The sequence below is a fragment of the Aquimarina penaris genome, assembly GCF_040786285.1.
GTDB lineage: Bacteria > Bacteroidota > Bacteroidia > Flavobacteriales > Flavobacteriaceae > Aquimarina.
Map to the genome: position 1 here is coordinate 1,463,362 of NZ_JBFMKQ010000001.1, position 15,648 is coordinate 1,479,009.

Genomic DNA, 15,648 nt, shown 5'->3' on the forward strand with positions numbered 1-15,648 from the left:
TTCAGCAGTAAAAAATAAAATGAAAAAGGTTTTTCTACTGTGTATTAGTATCATTTTTTTCAATTGTTCTGGACAGCAACCTAAGATAAATGGGGTTAGTTTTGTAGGTTCTCCTAAAGAAATTACTGCAAAGGCCATAGAACCGGTGATAGAAGTTAATGCCAATTGGGCTGCAGTAATGCCTTTTGGATTTGTACGAAATCTAGAAGCTCCCAAGGTGGTTTTTAATATCGAAAGGCAATGGTGGGGAGAACGAAGAGACGGAGCCAAAAGAACCATCGAATTGCTAAACGAAAGAGGCATAAAGGTAATGCTAAAACCTCAGATTTGGGTTTGGCAAGGAGAGTTTACCGGTAACATTAAAATGAATTCTGAAGAGGATTGGAAAGTTTTAGAAAAATCGTACGAAGAATTTATAATGCTATATGCCCAATTAGCAAAAGAAATGAAAGTTCCGATTTTTTGTATCGGTACCGAGTTGCATACGTTCGTGCAGACTAGACCTCTATATTGGAGTCAGCTCATTCAGAAAGTTAGAGCCGTGTACACAGGAAATTTGACGTATGCAGAAAATTGGGATCAGTTTGATAAAGCACCGTTTTGGAACCAACTGGACTATGTAGGGATTGATGCTTATTTTCCGGTATCAGAAAGCCAGACCCCTACCATAGAAGAGTTACAACAAGGTTGGCAAAAGCATAAGAGCGATATTATTGCTCTGCATAACAAAGTAAAGAAACCTGTGTTGTTTACCGAGTATGGGTATCGCAGTGTTCATTATACAGGAAAAGAGCCCTGGGATTCTGGTAGAGCCAATGGTAATGTTGATCTAAAAGCACAAGAGAATGCATTGACCGCTTTATATCATGAATTTTGGCAGGAGCCTTGGTTTGCTGGTGGTTTTCTTTGGAAATGGTTTCATAATCATGATGAAGTAGGAGGAAAGGACAACAATAGGTTTACTATTCAGAATAAACCCTCAGAAAAATTAATAAAAGAATTTTACTCAACACAATAATGAAAATAACCCTTACTCTTATTATCCTGCTTATAACCGGCATTACTTTAGCACAAGACATGGTTATTACCGATATCCTTGTGCAAGGAAATAACAAGACCAAAACTTCGGCTTTAATCAAGCTTACTAGCCTTAAAAAAGGTGAGGCACTGGACTCATTACTGATTGAAAAGGATGTTAAAAGACTCAAAAGATTACCATCGATTGCTCATGCCTATTACCAGGTGAACGAAAAAGAAGACGGCTATGAAGTAGTATACGGAGTCGAAGAAAACTTTACCATTATTCCCTCTGCTAATGTATATACCACCAACGATGATGAATTTGCTTTTAGACTTGGTCTATATGAGTTTAATTTATTAGGAAGAAATATTACAGTTGGGGGGATCTACCAAAATGATATTTATCCCTCGTATATGGGAAACATACGGGCACCTTTTTTGTTTGGAAAAAGAGCGGGATTAGCTCTTAATTATAGCAATATCACCACCGAAGAACCCGTATTTCTTGAAAATGGAACGGCAGACTACAAATATAACAATACCTCTTACGAAATCTTGGGGCTGTACCAGTTTAATTTGCAAAATCGAATCGAATTAGGGATCAATTATTTTAATGAAGATTATGAATACAAAGAAGGAGTAACAGACCCTAGTGTACCACAGGACTTTGATGTAAATAAACTACTATATAAACTCATTTATGAGTATAATAATTTAAATTATGACTACCAGTATGTCTCTGGATTTCAAAGCATCCTCAACACTCAGTATGTAATTAGTACTGAAGATGTCTTACCCGATTTTTTTATCTGGTGGAACGACTTTTTGTACTACCATAGGGTAGGTAAAAAAGGCAATTGGGCCTCGCGACTGCGATTTGGGCTAGCAAGCAATGATGAATCTCCTTTTGCACCCTTTGCAGTAGATAACAATCTAAACATTAGAGGTGTGGGTAACGTGATTGACCGCGGTACGGGGGTGATTGTACTTAATACCGAATATCGCCATACTTTGTACGAAAAAGATTGGTTTGTATTGCAAAGCAATGTCTTTGTAGATGGGGGGAGTTGGAGGAATCCCGGTGGTGACTTTGGTGACTTTGGCGATTCACAAAACTTTAGATTGTATCCCGGTGTAGGGCTACGCTTTATGCACAAAAAGATCTTTAATGCCATTTTTAGAATAGACTATGGCTATGGCGTTACCGAAGACGCTACCAACGGTTTCGTGTTCGGGATCGGGCAGTATTTTTAGAGATTAGTTAATAGCTCATAATTAACTCATAGTGTATTTTGTCTTTTTTTATCCAAAATTTGTCAATTCGAGTGCTTTGACCGAAGAAAGAAGTGTACTTCGACAAGCTCAGCAGAGCTATCAAGGACAGAGTTTGTACAAAAAATACATCGTCATTCTGAGCTTGTCGAAGGGTCGATACCTACCCATCCGGCAGGCGGGCATTTTGTCTTCTGTCATCTCGAGCGAAGTCGAGAGGTCATTACAACGAAACACTCGAACTAACGCTTTTTTACAATATTTACCAAAATACACAGGGGTAATAATTAAGATATAATTACCTTAGTGTGGGTATATAGATGTGTATTAGGTAAGTAAACCTACGACAATTTGAGAAGTCAAAAATGCAAATGATGAAAAAGATGCAATGGTTTAATGAACCAGATATATGGAAAATAATTAATGATACTTCATTATCTATGTATGTAACACCTAATACAGATTTCTGGAGAAAAACCCACTATGGTTTTACTGTAGACGATGGTCCTTTTTATTATTCTATGATGGGTGGAGAATTCGAATTGAACGTAAAAATAACGGGTGCGTATAAAAGTAGGTTCGACCAAATGGGAATAATGATAAGGATAGACAAAAAAACTTGGATTAAAACTGGTGTAGAATATGTAAACCAAAGAATCAATTTAAGTGCAGTTGTTACTCATCAAAATAGTGATTGGAGTATGGTTGAGTTAAAACAAAAACCAGCTTCGGTTTGGCTTAAGGTTACACGAAGATTGGATGCTATAGAAATAAAATACTCATTAGACAATACAGATTTCACTGTAATGAGGCTAGCCTACTTTCCCGATAACGTACCTGTAATGGTGGGATTGACCGCTGCTTCTCCAGATGGGGATGGATTTGATGCATTATTTGAAGATTTTGTGATTAAACACCTTCCGGATAAACGAAGAAGTGAGTGGTTAAAACAAAATGCATAGAAGAAAACGAATCGTTCATTATTTATGTGATACGACTCTTTAAATGGTCATACTTTACCTATTCTCTAGTATAATACATAAACCAAATGAAAGGAATAATTGTCCAAGGAATACAATTTGATGAAAAATCATCGTACCAAAAAGGCCCTAAACTTGCTCCGCTACTCATTAGAGAAGCGTTACATTCTGGTTCATTAAACCTGTTTGCCGAAAATGGAGTTTCTATAGAAAACGATGTTATTGAAGATAAGGGAGATTTTGAGATTTCGGAATATTTTGATATCGAAGAGATCACAGCAAATCATCTTAATCTAAACCGAAAAATCTTTACACTAGGAGGAGACCACTCCATTACATTTCCAATTATTAAAGCCCATCATCATAAATATCCCAAACTCGATATTCTTCAGATTGATGCACATTCTGATCTATACGATAACTTTGAAGGAGACCCATATTCTCACGCTTGTCCATTTGCAAGAATTATGGAAAATGGATTTGCAGTTACGTTGGTTCAGGTAGGAATAAGAACACTCAATACACATCAGGCCAAGCAGGCAGAAAAATTTAATGTAGATATATATCAAATGAAGGATTTTGATCCATCAATGAAGCTCGAATTCGAAAACCCATTATACATCTCTTTGGATATGGATGGATTTGATCCTGCTTTTGCACCTGGAGTTTCTCATCACGAACCCGGAGGCCTGTCTTCAAGACAAGTTATTGATTTAATTCAGAATATAGATGCAGAGGTTATAGGAGCAGATATTGTAGAATATAATCCAAATAGAGATTTTCAAAATATGACGGCCTTTTTAGCGGCAAAAATGATGAAAGAGATATTAGCTAAAATGATATAAGATGGTAGTGAATCAGATAAAAACACCTGTTCTGTTGTGCATTTTGGAAGTTACCAATCAAAAAAACGTCAATTTGAGTGATTTTTCATAGTGACCTCTCGACTACGCTCGAGATGACAGAAGAAAAATTGTACCGAGAATCGTTTTTTTAAAATAAAATTCTATCACCAACAATATATAACCGGCATTAAAACGACCGTTTATACTAAACTAACAATACTTTGATCCGATGAAAATAAAGTTAAAATTAATTATAGTGATTTTAGGAGTATCTCTAATACAGCAACACTTGCTAAGTCAAGAAGGGATAAATAAAATCGTTTTTAATTATACAGCTCCTGGTGTTTTGGTAAATCCAAAGATTAGTAAACTTGATATTATAATTAATAAAACTCAAGATGACGTAATAATGCAGGTTTACATTGATAAAATGACAATGAAAGATTATGCTGAGAAGAAAGCTGTTGAAATAGCATTAGAGAATGCAAAAACTAAAGAAGATTCCTTAATTATTAGCAAACGTAAACCATCCGAAAAATATTCCTCTCACATTTATGAATTGACATTCAATGAATTTGACAATATCGTAAATTCGATTGTAAAAATTCAACCAACAGAAATATCAAGATTATTCCCAGAAAATGCAGTAGATGGTTATTCGTGTAGTATTGAGTTTGGTGGATATTCTAGTTCTATAACCTATAATGTGTGGTCTCCCAGTTTTAAAACCAAAAAAAGAGGGATTCAAAGTTTTTTAGAATCTTGTAAATTAATCTTGTCTGCAGCAGGGGTGAATTCTAGAAAAATATTGTAAAACAATCGCCAAAATATATAAACCGGCATTAAAACCTAGTATAAACAAGAGTAATTAGCGCAGTAATGGATAAAGAAAATAACCACCAAAAAGAACAACCCAATAACCCCATGCACGGGGTAAAATTGATCACAATACTAGAGTTGTTAGTAGAACACTATGGTTGGGAAAAATTAGCAATGAAAATTAACATCAATTGCTTTAAAAATGACCCTTCGATTAAATCTAGTCTTACCTTTTTAAGAAAAACACCATGGGCAAGAGATAAGGTAGAACAGCTTTATCTTGATGTAGAAAAGAAAAAATTAAAATAAAACAGCAGACAACACTCCTTAAGCAACGACACTAAGGCTGAATTTAGTACGAACATTAGCAATAATATAAAAGATTAATGGATAAAACATATCAAGACAATGTAACTTTCTCTTTTATCAAAGTTATTATACTTATTTTTTTATTTACTCCACTTTTAGCTTCTATTGGTTACATAGCAATCCAGAATTTAGAGATACATTACTATTTATATGCTTTTATATATGGACAATTAGCAATCTTATTTATAAAATTAATCTTCGAACATAGTAAGCGAATTTTTATTTCAGATATTATTGAAAAAAGACTTGAACCCATATTAAAGTTTGAATATGAACAAAAGGAATGGAATAACTTTATAAAGAAGATTTTAAAGAAAAAGATTAAAAAAAACTCTATTATTTCAATAGTGATTTTATTACTTTCAATTACTTTAATAATTTTAGGTTATAACCTGAAAAATGATGGGAAATTCGCTTTGGCTGTTGGATATAATCTCTTGATGATTTCACTTTTTTGGGGGCTTAATGTGTATGTTTTTATAATTTATCCTCTTTTGAATGCTATAAACTGTAAGATTAAGGAAGTCCAATGTTTTAAATATGGATTAATTTTGACGAATAATTATTTCGTTTTAAAAACTTTTAATTACATAAAAAACATACATATAGAAAAAGTAGATAATGAAATAAATATTTGCTTTACTGATGAAACTAGAGGTACAGGTGTTGATGGAAATGATGCCAATGTGATAACAAAAACACATATCCTTATTCCTAAAAAAAATAAAAAGGACTCGGATAAAATATATGCGAAAGCTTTTAGAAATCTAATGTGATTTAATAAGCGGATTGTTAAAGTGTTTAATTTTAATCTAATTATTTCAGAAAAGCACATTCAATAGAATAATACTATTGCTAGCACCGTATATAGTTTATTGCTAATTCTAGCTTATTTATTATGGTGCAGTGCTTTTATAGCTGAATAATGTATAAAATCCGCGCAGAAAATGTCGATGGTTAGGTAACATTTTGCTCCGCTACGATACATATATTAAACGTTAGGTGCAAACTGAAAATTAATATGAGTAAACAAAAACTGATTAAAAGATTGAAGAGTTATTATCCTATGGAAAGATTTCACGCTTTTGTGACTTTCCCTGCGATATTATTTTATCTCATCCTTAAAAATTCATTTGTAGATATATTTTTTCTTTTATATGGAATTTTAGTCTGTATAATAATATTAATTCAAGGTCAACACTATTGGAAATTAAAGTTATACAGATTGATAAACAAGCCCTTCAATCAAGAGAAAAACTTAGATATTTTCAGGAATTCTAAAAAATTAAATTTGATATTAATTGGTCTTATTCCAATAATATTTGTAATTCAATTGTATCAAAATGACTGGCAAATTATACCTGAAAACTTAATTTTATGGGGGATTTTGGCCAATCTTTTCGCAGTTTTTGAACATATAAATTATTATAACCGTCAGTTAATGATTGACAATGTATCGGATTTAGAATATGTAAAGCGGAATAAAAGACTGAAAATTGCAAGTTTAGCTAAAGATTTAAAAGAGAACGAGCTATAAAGCCTGTGCGTAACAATATATAACGGCATTAAAACGAGCGTTTGCACGGGACCGTTAGTAACAAGCGAAAAAGACCATGCAAGATTATATTGATTTCGCAGAGAAAAATGGAATTACACTTATAGATGTTGGAAAGTGTCAGTTTTGCGGTGCTAATACTAAAAGGGGAATTCACGAATGTTTAGAAATTTTCAATCTTGGATTTCAAAACGTTGATTTCTCAAAAACCGAAAACCATATATACAGATTCCTGATTGTTGATGCACACACGTTGCAACACCCAGAAATACATGGTAGATGGAATAATCATTTCCATCTTTCAAGATTACATTTGATTTTTAAATATAATATTAAGTGGACGTATAGATTGTCGCCAAAACTGAGCGATTATTTGAATACATATAAGACTGATAAACAAGATGAGTATTTAATTCCACCAAAAACCCTTGAAAGAGGGAAAATTACAACCACGGATATTAAAGAAAAATCTACTAATGAGGCAATATCCAAAGATTTAATACGAAAATGGGCGTTAGAAGTTTATGGTAAATGGGATACTTACTATAATGTTGTAGACGATATTGCAAAAGGCTTTTTAAGCTAAAAATATAGTCTTTTGCTAAATTAGTTGATCGAGATTCGCAACGAGGCCATACACAAAACGTTAGCATTAATTGAGAAGAAATAGGAATGAGTATAGAAAAAGCATATAATTCTTGGGCTGAGCAATACGATACGAATGAAAATAAGACTCGTGATTTAGACATAAAAGCGACTATTGAGACGTTGTCGAAATATAAGTTTAAACATGTGTTGGAACTAGGATGTGGAACAGGAAAGAATACTAGCTGGTTATTGAAAAAAGCTGAGCAAGTAATCGGGCTTGATTTCTCTGAGGCAATGTTAAATGTTGCCAAAGAGAAAATAATCGATAGTAGAGTTCAATTTAAAAGAGCAGATCTTAACGAAGAGTGGGAAATCGAAAATCAATATGTAGACCTGGTAACTTCAAGCCTTACTCTTGAGCACATTGATGATCTGAATCCTATTTTTAATCAGGCAAATCAAAAGCTTATCGAAAATGGGATTTTCTTTATAAGCGAATTACATCCTTTCAAACAATATGCAGGGAGTAAAGCAAAATTCGAGACTGAAAGTGGAGTTGAGGAGTTAAAGGTCTTTAGACATCATATTTCTGATTATGTTGACAATGCCGAAAATAATGGCTTTCAATTAATAGAAATAAATGAATGGTTTGACGATACATCTGAAAAAGAAATTCCAAGGCTTATATCTTTTGTGTTCAGAAAAACGAATACCAACAAAACTTAAACTGCATTAAAATGCAGTGTAGCTAAACCATTATACAATATTAGATGAAAATATTCTTAATTACGACCGTTTCGTTACTCTTATGCATAGGATGCCACAAGGATACTAAGGATAAAAGTCCAATTGTCCCGGTAGACAGCAGCGAATTTATAAGTCAACGTCATTTACATGAAAAAACATTTGGAGATTTTAATTTTACAACCGAGCAGCAATGGGATAGCCTAAATCATAGTTCTCATCAACAAATACGTCATAAAAAAGGCAAAGTTGATCCAGATTACCGCACATTTGGGTGGCATCTTTATTCTAATGGTTCTTCGTATAAAAATTATAATTTTTCCATGTTATGGGGCCTTTCATATTTTTCGTACGCTGTCCAACCAGAAACTGGCAGTTATAAAAGTATTCATCAATGGAAAACCACTGCTTTAATTGATAGTGCAAAAGCCAAAGGTTGTAAGATATTTTTTTCGGTATCTAATTTTGGAAGAAAAAATAATGCTGTCTTCCTGGAAAATCCAAAGGCTCAAAAGACACTAATAGACAGCCTATCCAGTTTACTTGCTCTTAGATCTGCCGATGGTGTGAATATTGATTTTGAAGGAGTATCTAAAAAAAATAAAGATAGTTTCACAAAATTTATCCTTCAGATTTCAAAAAGCTTAAAACAAGATAATCCTAATTATATGATTTCGTTGTGTCTTTACGCTACAGACTGGAATGATATTTTTGATATCGATGCCATTAATCCCTATATAGATTTTTACACCTTAATGGGATATGATTATTACGGAAGGTTTAGCAAAACTACCGGGCCTGTAACCCCTTTTAAAAACAGCAAGAAATTTGGAAATGGTCTAGAAACCTCGGTGAATTACTATAAGAATAAGGGCGTTGATCTAAGCAAGTTAATTATTGGATTACCGTATTACGGAGCAGAATGGTATACCAAAAATGCTGAAATAGGCACAGAAGTAACAAAATTCAAATCTCATCCACCCTATAAATCAATACGAAAATTGTATATTGATTCTTTACATATCCCAATACAATTTGACCCCAAAAGTGCTTCAAGTTATATCGTTCTTAAAGACAGTACGGACCAATATAGACAGCTATTTTTTGAAGATGTAAAATCATTATCAATTAAATACGATTGGATAAAAAACAATAACATAGCGGGTGTTGGGATTTGGGCTCTGGGATATGATGATGGGTATACTGACCTATGGAATCTATTAACTGAAAAATTTTCGACCGACCCACATAAAACTTTGTATAATAATAAATAAACGCTAGTGCCTAACCATGGTTCCTATAAAAAGGCGTAGCCTCACTAGTAGCCATATTGATCTCCATTATAAGTACTACAATTGCATATCATACGGTTGATCTATATGAAAATTCGAAATAAAAACAAAAGTTTGATATATCGAAAGTTCAATTTAAAAAGGAGAAATAAAAAATTCTGTATTTTAAAGTGATAAAAATATGCAATGAATTTCGTTTCCATTTTTCCTTTTATTTAAAAACATCTGACCAAGCTGATAAAAAAAGTGAAATATGAATACAAAAAAATGGTAACTTTAGCATGGGTGAAAATTGGAGTACATGATTTTTTAACCATAAAAACTGTAAAGCCTTTCGGTAAAACAGAATTTGATTTGAAGAACACTAAATTTATTTAAATAAAATATGTCCTCATCAACCTCAAAACATTTCACTCCAGCCTACCGGAGATATGTACTTTTTACATTAACCGGAGTCTATGCCTTTAATTTTATTGATCGGCAAGTTTTGGTCATTTTACAAGAACCCATCAAAGCTGATTTAGGATTGAGTGATACACAACTTGGGCTTCTAACCGGTTTGGCTTTTGCAGCACTTTACGTAATACTTGGATTACCAATTGCGAGATATGCAGATAAAAATAATCGTAAAAATGTAGTTTCATTTTCATTGATATTTTGGAGTGCTATGACGGCATTGTCAGGAATGGCACAAAATTTTACTCACCTTTTACTTGCAAGAATCGGTGTTGGAGTAGGAGAAGCTGGTGGAAGCCCTCCTGCACATTCCATTATTTCTGATTATTACGAACCTGAAAAACGAGCCACTGCACTTTCCATTTACTCAACTGGAGTTTATATCGGAATAGGACTAGGATTTATTATTGGTGGGTTAGTGGCAGCAAATTATGGTTGGAGAATAGCCCTCTTATCCTTGGGTATTCCAGGTATTTTATATGCTATCTTACTTTATTTTACGGTCAAGGAGCCTATTAAAGGGTTAACTGACAATAATACTTCCTCAAAAGAGGACATTCCCATCAGAACAGTAATTAGCACTCTTTTCAAGAGTAAAACTTTTGTTTTTGTTGCATTGGCTAGTGGCTTGACCGCATTTGGTAGTTATGGGATCGGAAATTGGTTGCCACCATTCTTAAGTCGAACACATGGTATGCCCTTGGATAAAATTGGAATTACCTTAGGTTTAATTGCAGCTTTTTTTGGTGCTCTAGGAACCTTCTCAGGTGGATATATAACTGACAAATTCCAAACTCGGGGTATTAAATGGTATTGTTGGATTCCTGCTATCGCTATAGTGATAAGTATCCTTACTTACTTTTATATATTCTTTGGAGAAAATCTAAATTTTGTAATTGGACTGCTAACGGTGAGTTATTTTTTGAGTGGTGTATATTTGGGGCCAGCTATTGCAATTACACATAGTTTAGTTCCTGCCAAAATGAGAGCGTTTTCTTCTGCAGTTTTATTTTTTATTCTTAATGCGCTTGGATTAGGACTAGGCCCTCTTGTAATTGGAATGTTAAGTGATTATTTAACACCTATTTTAGGGGCTGATGCTTTGAGATGGGCCTTTACGGTCACTTTTGCGACAAGCATCATATCCGCTATTTTATTTTATTTTGCAAGCCGTCATTATGAAGATGAGATTATTGTGATGAGATCATAAAGTATCGTTATTAAAATATAAATAAGATAATAGCAATTGCTATTATCTTATTGTTAGCATTAATAAGACCAAAATGAATAAAATACTTATTTTAATAATATCAATCCTCACTACATATTCTTACGGGCAAACATTCGAAGGGAAACTAACCTACAAAATTGAGTTCAATATAAAAATGAAAGGAATTTCAGAAAATGATATGATTGAGCATATGAAAAAGTCTGGAGAATATTATGATACCATAGTTATAAATATAAAAAATGGGAATTACGAAAAGCTTGTGAATTCGAGTAACTCTAAAAGGATTGTATATAAATCGGATGTGAATAAAATATACACTTTTGACAAAGGTTTTGAATATGTGTTAATTGCAGACGCAAAAAACTATAGTTCTACAAAAATGGAATTTGAAAGACCTAAAATTATTCGAAATGATTCATTAGTAACAATTATGGAAAAAAAATGTAAGTCTATAACTCTTGATTGGAATGGTTTAGGAAAAGAAACATACTTTTATGATGATGAATTCTTAAAAATTGATCCTGACTTATTTAAATCTCATAATTTCGAGTACCTGAATGAAATCTTGACTTTAACAAAATCATATCCTACACAGATAAATAAATCTTTAAACAAAATGATAGAATTTAGAATGATATTAGTTGATTATTCTAAAGAAAATATAAGTGATTTAGCATTCGAAATACCAAAACTAAAACCAGCCGAAAAAGAATACTCGGATATGATAATGGAAACAACTGGAAATGAAGTTATGCAAATAAAAAACTAATGCTAACAGTTTGTATAGTTCATTTGCTCCCTTCGGGAAGCAAACGCACCATACAAGAGACGTTAGTGGCAATTTGGAAAAAACCAAAATCATGAAAGCTTATATAAAAAGAAATCCAGTTAAGCTCTTCTTTATCCTAACATTTATTATTTCATGGAGTGGAATTTTTATTGTGACTAATCAGACTGGGATTCCGGCAACGCCAACACAATTTGATAGATTATTACCTATAGCAATGATTCCATATTTGTTGGGTCCTGTGATCGCAAGTTTTTTACTACTTGCTGTAATAAAAGGAAAAAAGGGGTTTAAAGAACTGTTTAAAAAATTAACGAATTGGAGATTAGACGCTAAATTGTATTTAATTGCTATTTTAACGATACCAATTCTTTCAGGACTTTCTCTATTCATACTATACCAGTTTTCAGATGCATATATTCCAAATATTTTTTCTACTGAAAACAAAGTCACTTTAATTGTAAGTGGATTGATATACGGAATTATTGGTGGTGGTTTATTAGAAGAACTGGGTTGGTCTGGTTTTGCAGCCCCAAACCTAAAAGAAAGATATGGGATTTTAAAAACAGGTTGTTTTATAGGTCTTTTATGGGGAGCATGGCACTTTCTACCAGTTATTTGGGGATGTGGCGATACTTATGGGAATTTAGTTTTGGGAAAATTTTTACCTGGATTCTTTTTCCATTATGCTGGGTTGATACCAACACGCATAATAATGGTTTGGCTTTATGACAGAGCAAACAGCTTAATACCACCAATGATTATGCATGCTACTCTAACTGCATTTACATTTTTTATCTTCAATATTTCTCAAGAAGGAACAGCTCTTTTCAATTATTATCTCTTAATAGCTATTGGACTATGGATAACTGTCGCATTTGTACTTTCTGATTGGAATGAAAAACAGATATATTTAAAGAAAAAATAAAAACTGCAACTATCACCGTGTCCCATAAAAAGCCTTAAGTACCGCACGCTTTAATTCTTTACCTTAGTAGTGCATACCTATACTAGCCATTAAAAAACAACAGAGTTTGTCATTACGATCCGCCTGAGGCGGAGAAGTAATCTTATACTACTGTGGTTGTACACAAGCTTGCTTGTGGTTGTTGTGATAGGTTTGAGATGTATACTATACATAAGATAATAGCAATTGTTAGTATAGAATTGTTGGCAGCAACCTTATCTTGAACAAAATATTTATTTTTGTATAACGCCTAATACTAAACAAATCATGGTGAGTAGTACTCAATATCATAAATTCTTAATATTCGCAATTACCTGCTGCTTCCTATCTGTAATTACGACACTCGGAATTCACTCTAATCTATTCGATTTAGGCGAGTTGAGTTTTGATGAGCGGATTAGACTATTCGAAAATTCAAAATACATCGCGAGTAAATTCTGGGTAATGGTACACTGTCTATTTGTATTAATTGCCATGTTAGGTTTCTTATTGATTCAGTTTAAAAAGAGTCGAGGATTTACAATTTTAGGTTTTGTATTCTTTACTGTATTTTCATTTACCGAAATCTTTCGGCAGATGTTTGTTTTCTTTTACTTGAACAATCTGCGCAGATCTTACCTCGAAGCCGATGATCTTGCCATGCGAGAGATGATTCAACTCAATATGGACCACGCAGGTTTAATAGGGTATGCTCTTTTTGGTTTGTTCATTGTGGCATTTGCCTTGGGAAATATATGTTATGGACTTAGTCTACTCGGAAGCAATAGGATGGATCGCGCACTTGCCTATTTATTGCTGATTTGGGGTATTGGCAACTTAGCTGCCTTTGGGAATGAATTTTGGAAATCTGAATCTGTAGGACAATTTATTGAATACTTCAGTATCATTTATCAACCGATAATGAGAGCACTAGTTGGATTATGGATGTTACACAAATTCAAGAAAATCATTACCAATACCGCAGTAGCTAACCATGGCTCCTATAAAAACCCCTAGCCCAATTCTCTAAAGTTAATTACTGTTTTCTTTACTATAACTTCCTACCCACGCACCAAAAAAATACACTACCCTACGGAAACCCGTAAACATCGCACGCTTTTATTCTTTAGCTTAGCTCGTGCAGACCTACAGCACTATTATAAATAAGATATGTCATTACGATCCGCCTGAAGCGGATAAGTAATCTTATACTACTGTGGTTTTACACAAAGAATCTTGTTTTTGTTGTGATAGGTTTGAGATGTATACTATAAATAAGATACTAGCAATTACTAGTATACAATTGTTAGGTGTCAGAATAGAACCAGATGAAATTTGAAGAATACATAGAAAGTCTTGAACTTGAAGAAGTAATACTGAAAGACGACAATTTTATTCACGAGTCCTCAGAAGAGATAATAGTGACAAAGACAAAAAACACGTATATAGTTGCTCTCAAACGATTTGACCAAAATGAGAAAAAATATATTGACAGATATAATGAATTAAAGAAGATTGAATTTCCTGTCGATTTTGAAGGTTTTACCGAACTCTTTATTAGAAAAGTTCAAATAAACTATTATTCAATATTGAAAGATTTCTTGCAAATAGATACCAAATCTGTAAAGAAAATTAAACTAACTGCTGACAAAGATAAGTTTAGACTGTATAAAGGTTCATATACTATATCAATTGAGAAGTACCAAAAAATGCTCTCCGTTGCAAAAAGTATTAATAATCGTGCAAATTCGTATCGTACGTCAGCTTTGAGATACCTTGTAAATGAACGAAAAACTGATTTCAAAGGTAAAACAACTAAGAGAACCACTTCCATTGCCAAAGGAGAGTTTAACTTTCTAATTAATCGATTCAATATTGACAAAAAAGAAAAACCAGAAGAGTTTAAAAAATATCTAAATGAGACTGATATTCAATCCGTTCAACAACTTACAGAGAAGCTAATTAAACACGAAGTGTTTGATAATGAGTTTTTAAGAGGGTTAGATGAGTATTTTATAAAAGAAAAACTTCAGGATATTGTTAAAATTGGAAGAGAAATTCTAACCATTGGAAGAAACGATATTAAAACCGAAAAAGCCAAAAGAGTAATTAAAAAGATTGTTGGAAAAGACGGAAAAGAAATAAAACAACTCGAAAATATATGGCAGACTTACTTTGAAAAATATCTACTATACCTTATTTTCTCTTATAGAAAGATTTATCCCAAAATTCAATTTGAGATTGACCTTGAAAAAAAGTATCCTGACTTTTTAGGAATTAACCATTATTGGGGAGTTGATATTATTGAAATCAAACATCATTTACTCCCAGCATTGATTTACGATAAATCACATAAAAACTATGCATTTTCTGGTGATTTGAGCAAGGCAATCATTCAAACAATGAATTACTCTGATGCGTTAATAAGGGAAAAATTTAAAACTGAAACTGACATTCAAGATGAATTAAAGAAATCAATCCTCAGCAAGAATATTCATAGGCCAAGGGGAATTATCATAATTTCATCAAAGGAAAATCTCGTAAAAACGAATAAAAAATTAACTAAAAAGCAATTGGAATATATTGAACGTGATTTTACCAAATTAAGGAATAGCTTAAACAATATTGAAATTTTGACTTTTGATGAAATTTTGAATACTGCTGATTATTATTCCACTAACATAATTAAAAAATCCGCCACCTAACAATTTGTATAATGCATATGCACCCTACAGGATGCAAAC

At 32.9% G+C, this 15,648-nt stretch carries 16 protein-coding genes; all 16 read left to right on the forward strand.

Annotation, left to right across the window (positions count from 1 at the left end):
• Positions 1 to 19: 19 nt before the first annotated feature.
• Complete coding sequence (locus ABW637_RS06110) at positions 20 to 1,018, forward strand: glycoside hydrolase family 113 (RefSeq protein ID WP_367583757.1); 999 nt, start codon at positions 20 to 22, stop codon at positions 1,016 to 1,018.
• Positions 1,018 to 2,274: a POTRA domain-containing protein gene (locus ABW637_RS06115; RefSeq protein WP_367583758.1), complete on the forward strand. Its 1,257-nt coding sequence runs from the start codon at positions 1,018 to 1,020 to the stop codon at positions 2,272 to 2,274. Before ABW637_RS06110 ends, ABW637_RS06115 begins: the two co-directional genes overlap by 1 nt.
• 389 nt (positions 2,275 to 2,663) lie before the next feature.
• A complete protein-coding gene (locus ABW637_RS06120; protein ID WP_367583759.1) occupies positions 2,664 to 3,254 on the forward strand; it encodes a DUF1349 domain-containing protein in 591 nt (196 codons plus the stop codon).
• Positions 3,255 to 3,340: 86 nt separating this feature from the next.
• Positions 3,341 to 4,117, forward strand: a complete 777-nt coding sequence (gene speB / locus ABW637_RS06125) for an agmatinase (protein ID WP_367583760.1) — start codon at positions 3,341 to 3,343, stop codon at positions 4,115 to 4,117.
• Positions 4,118 to 4,346: 229 nt separating this feature from the next.
• Positions 4,347 to 4,931: a hypothetical protein gene (locus tag ABW637_RS06130; protein ID WP_367583761.1), complete on the forward strand. Its 585-nt coding sequence runs from the start codon at positions 4,347 to 4,349 to the stop codon at positions 4,929 to 4,931.
• Between the two features lie 65 nt (positions 4,932 to 4,996).
• On the forward strand, positions 4,997 to 5,245 hold the full coding sequence (locus ABW637_RS06135) for a VF530 family protein (protein ID WP_367583762.1): 249 nt from the start codon (positions 4,997 to 4,999) through the stop codon (positions 5,243 to 5,245).
• Between the two features lie 77 nt (positions 5,246 to 5,322).
• Positions 5,323 to 6,081 carry a hypothetical protein gene (locus ABW637_RS06140; RefSeq protein WP_367583763.1) on the forward strand — a complete coding sequence of 253 codons (759 nt, stop codon included), beginning with the start codon at positions 5,323 to 5,325 and terminating at the stop codon, positions 6,079 to 6,081.
• Between the two features lie 245 nt (positions 6,082 to 6,326).
• On the forward strand, positions 6,327 to 6,842 hold the full coding sequence (locus ABW637_RS06145; RefSeq protein WP_367583764.1) for a hypothetical protein: 516 nt from the start codon (positions 6,327 to 6,329) through the stop codon (positions 6,840 to 6,842).
• A gap of 76 nt (positions 6,843 to 6,918) precedes the next feature.
• Positions 6,919 to 7,446 carry a DUF5946 family protein gene (locus ABW637_RS06150; RefSeq protein ID WP_367583765.1) on the forward strand — a complete coding sequence of 176 codons (528 nt, stop codon included), beginning with the start codon at positions 6,919 to 6,921 and terminating at the stop codon, positions 7,444 to 7,446.
• Between the two features lie 86 nt (positions 7,447 to 7,532).
• On the forward strand, positions 7,533 to 8,174 hold the full coding sequence (locus ABW637_RS06155; RefSeq protein ID WP_367583766.1) for a class I SAM-dependent DNA methyltransferase: 642 nt from the start codon (positions 7,533 to 7,535) through the stop codon (positions 8,172 to 8,174).
• A gap of 44 nt (positions 8,175 to 8,218) precedes the next feature.
• Positions 8,219 to 9,466 (forward strand): glycosyl hydrolase family 18 protein, encoded by a 1,248-nt coding sequence (locus ABW637_RS06160; RefSeq protein ID WP_367583767.1) that lies wholly within the window; start codon positions 8,219 to 8,221, stop codon positions 9,464 to 9,466.
• 403 nt (positions 9,467 to 9,869) lie between these two features.
• Positions 9,870 to 11,150 carry a spinster family MFS transporter gene (locus tag ABW637_RS06165; protein WP_367583768.1) on the forward strand — a complete coding sequence of 427 codons (1,281 nt, stop codon included), beginning with the start codon at positions 9,870 to 9,872 and terminating at the stop codon, positions 11,148 to 11,150.
• A 73-nt stretch (positions 11,151 to 11,223) separates the two neighbouring features.
• Positions 11,224 to 11,940 (forward strand): hypothetical protein, encoded by a 717-nt coding sequence (locus ABW637_RS06170; RefSeq protein WP_367583769.1) that lies wholly within the window; start codon positions 11,224 to 11,226, stop codon positions 11,938 to 11,940.
• 91 nt (positions 11,941 to 12,031) lie between these two features.
• Positions 12,032 to 12,886 carry a CPBP family intramembrane glutamic endopeptidase gene (locus ABW637_RS06175; protein ID WP_367583770.1) on the forward strand — a complete coding sequence of 285 codons (855 nt, stop codon included), beginning with the start codon at positions 12,032 to 12,034 and terminating at the stop codon, positions 12,884 to 12,886.
• Positions 12,887 to 13,369: 483 nt separating this feature from the next.
• Positions 13,370 to 13,921 carry a hypothetical protein gene (locus ABW637_RS06180; protein WP_367583771.1) on the forward strand — a complete coding sequence of 184 codons (552 nt, stop codon included), beginning with the start codon at positions 13,370 to 13,372 and terminating at the stop codon, positions 13,919 to 13,921.
• 311 nt (positions 13,922 to 14,232) lie between these two features.
• Positions 14,233 to 15,609 (forward strand): Shedu anti-phage system protein SduA domain-containing protein, encoded by a 1,377-nt coding sequence (locus tag ABW637_RS06185; RefSeq protein ID WP_367583772.1) that lies wholly within the window; start codon positions 14,233 to 14,235, stop codon positions 15,607 to 15,609.
• The last annotated feature ends 39 nt before the right edge of the window (positions 15,610 to 15,648 follow it).